The sequence below is a fragment of the Pseudomonas sp. PS01297 genome, from assembly GCF_029959305.1.
Taxonomy (GTDB): domain Bacteria; phylum Pseudomonadota; class Gammaproteobacteria; order Pseudomonadales; family Pseudomonadaceae; genus Aquipseudomonas; species Aquipseudomonas helleri.
Genome location: NZ_JASCPQ010000155.1, coordinates 1 through 7,492, shown reverse-complemented (window position 1 = coordinate 7,492; position 7,492 = coordinate 1). Strand labels below are relative to the sequence as shown.

The window sequence follows — 7,492 nt, the reverse complement described above, 5'->3', positions numbered from 1 at the left end:
AGCTTGCCTCGCGATCTTTTGATCTTTAAAAGATCGCGAGGCAAGCTCGCTCCTACAGTTTTTAAGGTCTAAAAGAAGCGCCGGTATGCCGTTCAGGCAGGTGCGCGTCGCCTTCGACAAACAGTTTTTGCCGCAGGCTGCCGGTGTCATAGGCGGTCTTGTAAGAGCCCCGGCGTTGCAGCTCGGGGATCACCAAATCAATGAAGTCGGCGTAGCTTTCGGGCGTGACGATGCGGGTCAGGTTGAAACCGTCGAGGCCGGTTTGCTCGATCCACGATTCCAGCTCATCGGCGACCTGTTCGGGGGAGCCAACCACGGTGATGTAGCGCCCGCCCAAGGCGTGTTGTTCCAGCAACTTGCGGCGCGTCCAGTCGTTGTTTTGCAGCACTTTGGTCGCGGACTGGATGGCGTTGCTTTTCACGTACTGGATCGGCTCGTCCAGCTCGTAATCAGCAAAGTCGATGCCAGTGGAGCTGGAAAAATGCGCGACCCCGGCTTCGGCGCTGGCGTAGGCCAGGTATTCCTCACGCTTGGCCTGCGCCTGGGCTTCGGTCGGCGCGACGATCACGTTCAGGCCCATAAACACTTTGATGTCATCCGGGTTGCGGCCGGATGCAGCCGCGCTGGCGCGCACCCGGTCGACCTGGAGTTTGGTCGCGGCCTTGGTCTGCCCGCTGATGAACACGCACTCGGCATGGCGCCCGGCAAAGGCCAGCCCACGGTCCGAGCTGCCCGCCTGAAACAGCACGGGGGTGCGCTGTGGTGACGGTTCGCACAGGTGGTAACCCTCGACCTGATAAAACTCGCCCGCATGTTTGACCTTGTGCACTTTGTCGGGCTGGGCGTAGATGCGCTGCGCCGGGTCGTTGAGCACGGCGTCGTTTTCCCAGCTGCCTTCCCAGAGTTTGTAAAGCACCTCCAGGTATTCGTCGGCCTGGTCGTAACGGCGGTCGTGCTCCACTTGTTCGGTCAGGCCCATGGCCTTGGCTGCGCTGTCCAGGTAGCCGGTGACGATGTTCCAGCCCACGCGGCCACGGGTCAGGTGGTCGAGGGTCGACATGCGCCGTGCGAACAAATACGGCGGCTCGTAGGTGAGGTTGGCGGTCAAGCCAAAACCGAGGTTTTTGGTGACAGCGGCCATGGCAGAAACCAACAGCAATGGGTCGTTGACCGGCAATTGGATGGATTCTTTAAGCGGAACATCAACCGATTGTTGATAAACGTCGTAAACGCCGACGATATCCGCGATAAACAGCCCGTCAAACAGCCCGCGTTCCAGCAGTTGCGCGAGCTCGGTCCAGTATTCCAGGGTGTTGTAGCGCGTTGAGGTGTCGCGCGGGTGCGTCCACAACCCGTGGTTGATATGCCCGATGCAGTTCATGTTGAACGCATTGAGCAGGATTTTCTTTTTGCTCATCAGATGGTCCCCCGCAGCGGTGGGTTTTCACTGTTGAGGTAGTAGTTACCGACAGCGTGGTACTTCCAGCGTACCGGGTCGTGCAGGGTGTGCACGCGGGCGTTGCGCCAGTGGCGGTCAAGGCCGTATTCGGCCAGGGTGGCCTGGCTGCCGGCCAGTTCAAACAAGATGCTGGCCGCGCTCAGGGCCACTTCGGTGCTGATGGCGCGGGCTTCGGCCACAGCAATCGAGGCGGCTGCGACGGTGCTGGCGGTGGTGTTGGTCTGGGCGATGTCGAGGAACTCGCCGCTGCGCTCCAGCAGGGCTTCAGCTGCATGCAGGCGCACGCTCAACTGGCCGAAGCTTTTAAGGGTGAGCGGGTCTTCACTGGCAATGTCGGTGGTGGCGTCGATCCAGGGGCGGGTTTTGTGGCGCACAAAGTTCAGCGCGTCTTCAAAGGCGGCGCGGGCGATGCCGGTGTCGATGGCCGCGTGCAGAATTTGCGCCAGCGGGCCGACCGGGGTCGGGCGTTCAAACGCGCTTTGAAACGGGATCACGTCATCGCTGGCGACAAACACGTTGTCGAACACCACCGAGCCGCTGCCCGTGGTGCGCTGGCCGAAGCCGCTCCAGTCGTCGATCACGTTCAGGCCGTCGCTGTCACTGCGCACAAACGCCAGGTGCTGCACGCCGTGGTCATCTACAACCGAGGTCGGAATACGCTGCGCATACAGCGCGCCGGTGGCGTAGAACTTGCGGCCGTTGATGCGATAGCCGTGTTCGGCCTTGGCCAAATGCGTGGTGCGATCGTGGGCGGTTTTGGTGCCCAGTTCGGCCAGGGCATTGCCAAAGCGCTGGCCGTTCAACACCTCGGTGTACAGCCGTTGTTTTTGCGCCTCGCTGCCGTTTACCCGGAGCACTTCGAGGGCATAGAAATGGTTCTGCGGGATTTGCCCCAGCGAGCTGTCGGCCGCTGAAATATGGCTGACCACTTCGGCGAGGGTGACGTTGGATACGCCTGCGCCGCCATAGGCCTTGGGCACGCTGATGCCCCACAGACCGGTGTGGGAAAACAGTTCCAGCTCATCAAAAGGCAGGCGCCGCTCGCGATCTCGCACGGTGCTTTCACGTTTGAAATGGGCGGCCAGCTCACGCGCTACGCTCAGGGCCTCGGCATCGCTCTGGATGACCGGGACCTGTTTGGATATCAGTGACATGGGTGTCTCCGTTAGATCCAGGAATGCCGTGCAGGCAAAGTGCCGTTGAGGCGATAGGCTCCGATGGCGTGGTATTTCCAGCGCACCGGGTCGTGCAGGGTGTGCACCCGTGCGTTGCGCCAATGGCGGTCCAGGTTGAACTCGGCAAGGGTGGCGCGGCTGCCCGCCAGTTCGAACAGCTTTTCACTGGCCAGTAACGACAGCTCAGTGCTCAGCGCCTTGGCTTCGGCCACGGCAATCGAGGCGCGGGCCGCAGCCGCTGCATCAATCGGTGCTGCGCTGACCTCGTCGAGCACCCGACCGGCCTTGCGCAACAGCGCTTCGGCGGCGTGCAATTCGATGTGCAATTTGCCGATGTCGGCAATCACGTAAGGGTCGTCGCTGTTGCGCTCGACCTTGGCATCTACCCAGGGGCGCGACCGCTCGCTGACAAAGCTGAGGGTGTCGGCAATGGCACCGCGCGCAATGCCCAGGTCGATGGCGGCCTGAATCAACTGCGAAATCGCGCCTTGAATATTCGGCACTTCAGCCAGGCGCCAGTTGTCGATCACCAGCTCTGCTTCAACGGCTACGTTGTTCAGCAGGACCGTGCCGCTGGCGGTGGTGCGCTGGCCGAAACCGGACCAGTCATCGACAACGCGCAAGCCGGGGGTGCCACGGCGGAGAAAGGCCATGACCTGTTTGCCGTCGTGGTTCAGTGCCTTGACGGCGATCCAGTGCGCAAACAGCGCGCCGGTGGAGTAAAACTTCTGGCCATTGATCACAAAATCATCGCCATCGGCGGTGATCCGGGCTTTCAATTCGAGGGTGTTTTTGGTGCCGCGCTCAGGGCCCGCATTACCAATGCGCCAGCCTTGCAGCACGCTGGTGAACAACTGCTCTTTTTGCGAAGGGCTCGCGACGCTGGCAATCAGGTTGAGCAGCCCGACCTGATTCTGCGGGATCTGCCCCAGCGCCGGGTCGGCCGCCGAGATGATCGCAAAGACTTCAGCCAAGGTCACAAACGACACCTGTGCCCCGCCAAATTCACGGGCTATCGAAATACCACCCAAACCGCTGCGGGTGAAGGTTTCTATGAGTGACCACGGCAGCTTGCGTTGCTGATCGCGTTTTGCGGCGTGCTCACGCGCGACGTCAGCCAGGGCGTGGGCGGCTTGAAGGGCTTCGTTGTCGGTGCGCAGGACGTGCGCTGCTAACAACAGGGGCGCGACATCCAGGTCGCTTTGCAGTTGTGCAGTTGCCAAGAGAGTCATTAGTTCCGCTCCTTGGCTGCACGCAATGCCCCGTAAAGGGTAATTGTGTTGCTGACCATACCTACCTCATCTTTGGAGCGCCGCTTGAGCGGCGCGATGTAAAGCAAGAGAGTCCGGTGGTCCGGTGCATATACCCTAATTGAGTATAAAAATTAAAAGAACTAACTTTTCGGAATATGGATAGATGATTCGTGCTGCCAGCCAAGGTCACTCGCGCCAGTTGGGCCGTGTTTCGGCAGCCCGCAGGATTTCGCGGGGGGCAGAGTTGATGTAACGCTTGTTGGCGCCCACCTTCAGCGTGCGGGTCGGTGCCCAGCGTGAGTTGTTGCCCACACGATCAATCACGCAGTAGGTTATTTCAAGTTTCGGGTCTTCACCGGCTTCCTGGATGATTTCAGGGGGCACGAATACGCTGACGGGCTTGTTGATATCGATGTGGCGCAACTTGGGCAGGTCGAGGCGCACGTCCCCCCAGAGCAAGGTGATTTCATCTTCGCCAGCCATGTTGCGATAAGGCTCGATAGTCAGCGGCACCCCGCGCTTCATCTGGCTGGGATTGACCCCGTAGCGTTGGATTTGCTCCGGGATCATCAAGGGCGCGAGGCCCTGGTTTTCTTCTCCGATGGCCACTCCGCCAGGGCAGTCAAGTTTGACCAGTACTTTAAGTTGCGCGGAAAGAGCAGGGCTGCTGCCAATGTGCATCACGCGATAATAAAGACGGGCGGTGCCGTTTTGAATAAAACTTTCAGGTACTCGCAGTGATACCGGTTGCCCTATATCGGCACGGTAAAGTTGTCGTGAAGATACATAACAGCCGTCCCAGAACAATTCAATCAAGTCGCCTTCTTCCATATTTATATAGGGCGCTATGTTGACAAACAGTTGTTCGGCGGCACGTGCACAAATAGTGAACTTGTTCGAAGGTGCAAGTGTCGGTGCTGCCAACTTTTGGGCGTGTGAGGTAAAGGGCATAAACGTAAACTCCTGTCTAACTTTAAGGCGGCACAGAGCACGGCAATTGAGAGAGTCCGGACGGTGGCGTCCAAGGAAAGCGGGTGCTGTGTTACCGGGGTAGTCGGTTTAACAATCCGTGTGCACCGTTACAGCGTGTTCAATAGTGAGGTTGGGTGCGGTTGAGTCTGGTTGTTTATTAGATAAGAGTCTTGGTGCAAGAGTGTCAAGGTGCAATCTTGCAATTATTAATCTCTGAGTCATATTCAGAAAGTTCCTACTGGCAAGACGTTTAATGTGACGTGAGCAGCGGCAGTCTAGGGGGTTTGTGAATAATTAGCAGGCGATAGAATGTGTTAAAGACGTGGGTACAAGTCGTACGTCATTTAAACCAAATGTGGATTTTTAAAAGGGGTTGGATGAATGCGCGCTAGTTGCTTCAAATAATTAAAGACAACTCCTACGGGTGTGCTGATGTATTCGGGCAGGTAAGTTGCAAGGGCTGAGTTGAGGCAGCGCTCTATCGAAGGGGAACCGAGGGCGGTGCTTCTTAGCAATAATTTCACACACTCTCTGCATAATACCCGCGGGAGGGGCAATCGGTTTTGCCCGCTTTGTGTTATTTAGACGTAGCAAAATTTCTTGGATGATAACGTTAATGGCCACAGACCCTCTGCAGACCTCGTCTGACCCGCGACCTTCGCGCTTTCGCTTGCGTTGGTATTCCTGGCTTTTTCTGCTGGCAGCGCTGTTCTATGGGATAGCGTCAATCCTGCATTGGGACGACCGGGGTGCTTTGTGGGTGCTGGAGCAGTTTGAGAGCCAGAGCGATCAAAATGAGAGTGTCTGGCTGCCAAATTACCGCGTGGTCATTGATGGCAAGCCAATGACAGGGCTGGAGAAGGACGAAGCCTCGGACCTGTCGTATAACCCCAAGACCAACACGCTGTTTTCAGTCATGGGCAAAAACCCGTTTCTGGTTGAGCTCAGCCTTGAGGGCGATGTGCTGCGCAAAATCCCCCTGGAGGGCTGGAGCAACCCTGAAGGCTTGACTGTGATGGAGAACGGCCTGCTGGGTATCGTCGATGAGCGTGATCATTTATTGACCATCGTTAAAGTCGATGCCGATACCAAGACCCTGAACATCAAAGACTTCCCCAAGTACGACCTTGGCCCTTCCAAAGATCAGAACAAAGCCTTTGAAGCGATTGCCTGGGACCCGCGCCGTCAGCAACTGCTGCTGGGTGAAGAGCGCCCACCGGCGATGTATGTGTGGAAAAGCGACGGCAGCCAGACCCTCTTGGGCAACAAGCAGAAAGTGCCGAGCGATGAGCTCGACCTGCGCAACTTGTCGGGCTTGAGCATTGACCCGCGCACGGGCCACACGCTAGTGCTTTCGGCCGACTCGCACCTGCTGCTGGAGCTGGATGAGCTGGGCGAGCAGGTCAGCTTCATGACCCTGCTGCGTGGCTTCAATGGCCTCAAAAGCACCATCCCTCGCGCCGAAGGCGTGGCGATTGATAACAACGGCACCTTGTACATGGTCAGTGAACCCAACCTTTTCTACCGTTTCGAAAAGAAAGCCAAATAGCCATGACGGATTAAGCTTGAATTCATGCAGCCGTGATATTTCATCTGGCTGATTTTTCAAGAGCTTGTACTTATGTCGCGTGTCAGCCGTTCTACCCCGCTTTTTCTGGGCGTGTTGCTCGTGGCGCTGTTGGCCGCGGGCTTCGCGGCCCAGCATTACCGCCTGTTCGACCGAACCTGGTTCAACCTCAGCCTGCTGTGGCAGCCTGCCAACCCGAATGCCATCAACCTGGGCGATTACCGTGCGGTGCTTCAAGGCCGGGTGATTGAGGGGCTTGAAGACAATGTCTCGGCCCTGACCTTCGACCCGGTGCGCAAAAGCCTGTTTACCGTGACCAATAAAAACCCGGAACTGGTGGAGTTATCCTTGGATGGGCGGATAGTGCGGCGGATAAAACTGACCGGGTTTGGTGATGCCGAGGCCATAGAGTTCATTGATGAGAACACCTACGTGATCACCGATGAATACACCCAGCGCCTGATCAAAGTGAAGATCGACGACACCACTCGCGAGCTCAATGCCGCAGATGCCGAGCAACTGACCTTGGGCATCAGCCCGTCGGGCAACAAAGGCTTCGAGGGGCTGGCGTATGACTCAGCGGGCAAGCGCCTGTTTGTGGCCAAGGAGCGCGACCCGATGCTGATTTACGAAGTGCGCGGCTTTCCCCATGACAACCCGCAACAACCCTATGCCACCCACGTGATTACCAACCCGCGACGTGATGCGCGACTGTTTGTGCGTGATTTATCGAGCTTGCAGTTTGATGAGCGCAGCGGCCATTTGCTGGCGCTGTCGGATGAGTCGAAGTTGCTGCTGGAACTGGACATCAGTGGCCGCCCGTTCAGCACGTTATCGCTGAAAAAGGGCCGCAATGGTCTGCAAGAGTCAGTGCCGCAAGCGGAAGGTGTCGCCATGGACGACGAAGGGACGTTGTATCTGGTGAGTGAGCCGAACCTGTTTTACGTGTTCAAAAAGCCCTGAATCAACACTTGTAGGAGCGAGCTTGCCTCGCGATCTTTTGATGGTTTAAAAGATCGCGAGGCAAGCTCGCTCCTACACGGTTACGGGTTATTTGCTCAGGGTT

Annotated in this window: 6 protein-coding genes; 2 read left to right on the top strand and 4 right to left on the bottom strand. The window is 57.6% G+C overall.

The annotated features are described in order from the left end of the window. Positions 1 to 61: 61 nt before the first annotated feature. The 4 genes from QMX84_RS25275 to QMX84_RS25260 form a co-directional block, all read right to left on the bottom strand. Entirely contained in the window at positions 62 to 1,417 is a 1,356-nt protein-coding gene (locus QMX84_RS25275; RefSeq protein ID WP_262124349.1) for an LLM class flavin-dependent oxidoreductase, read from the bottom strand. Further along, positions 1,417 to 2,613, bottom strand: a complete 1,197-nt coding sequence (locus QMX84_RS25270) for an SfnB family sulfur acquisition oxidoreductase (RefSeq protein ID WP_282365069.1) — start codon at positions 2,611 to 2,613, stop codon at positions 1,417 to 1,419. The genes QMX84_RS25275 and QMX84_RS25270 overlap by 1 nt, the downstream gene beginning before the upstream one ends. An 11-nt stretch (positions 2,614 to 2,624) precedes the next feature. Further along, the gene (locus tag QMX84_RS25265; RefSeq protein WP_262124353.1) at positions 2,625 to 3,866 is read right to left on the bottom strand and encodes an SfnB family sulfur acquisition oxidoreductase; all 1,242 of its coding nucleotides are present in this window, start codon (positions 3,864 to 3,866) and stop codon (positions 2,625 to 2,627) included. A 207-nt stretch (positions 3,867 to 4,073) separates the two neighbouring features. After that, positions 4,074 to 4,838, bottom strand: coding sequence for a hypothetical protein (locus tag QMX84_RS25260; RefSeq protein WP_262124355.1), 765 nt, complete (start codon positions 4,836 to 4,838; stop codon positions 4,074 to 4,076). Positions 4,839 to 5,475: 637 nt separating this feature from the next. On the opposite strand from QMX84_RS25260, the gene QMX84_RS25255 reads away from it, so the two are divergent. Further along, positions 5,476 to 6,408: an SdiA-regulated domain-containing protein gene (locus QMX84_RS25255; RefSeq protein WP_123750765.1), complete on the top strand. Its 933-nt coding sequence runs from the start codon at positions 5,476 to 5,478 to the stop codon at positions 6,406 to 6,408. 72 nt (positions 6,409 to 6,480) lie between these two features. After that, a complete protein-coding gene (locus tag QMX84_RS25250) occupies positions 6,481 to 7,389 on the top strand; it encodes an SdiA-regulated domain-containing protein (RefSeq protein ID WP_278941236.1) in 909 nt (302 codons plus the stop codon). Positions 7,390 to 7,492: the final 103 nt, after the last annotated feature.

Coding starts and splice junctions, on each gene's coding strand:
- QMX84_RS25275 (WP_262124349.1), bottom strand. CDS start 1,417: ATGAGCAAAAAGAAAATCCTGCTCAATGCGTTCAACATGAACTGCATC.
- QMX84_RS25270 (WP_282365069.1), bottom strand. CDS start 2,613: ATGTCACTGATATCCAAACAGGTCCCGGTCATCCAGAGCGATGCCGAG.
- QMX84_RS25265 (WP_262124353.1), bottom strand. CDS start 3,866: ATGACTCTCTTGGCAACTGCACAACTGCAAAGCGACCTGGATGTCGCG.
- QMX84_RS25260 (WP_262124355.1), bottom strand. CDS start 4,838: ATGCCCTTTACCTCACACGCCCAAAAGTTGGCAGCACCGACACTTGCA.
- QMX84_RS25255 (WP_123750765.1), top strand. CDS start 5,476: ATGGCCACAGACCCTCTGCAGACCTCGTCTGACCCGCGACCTTCGCGC.
- QMX84_RS25250 (WP_278941236.1), top strand. CDS start 6,481: ATGTCGCGTGTCAGCCGTTCTACCCCGCTTTTTCTGGGCGTGTTGCTC.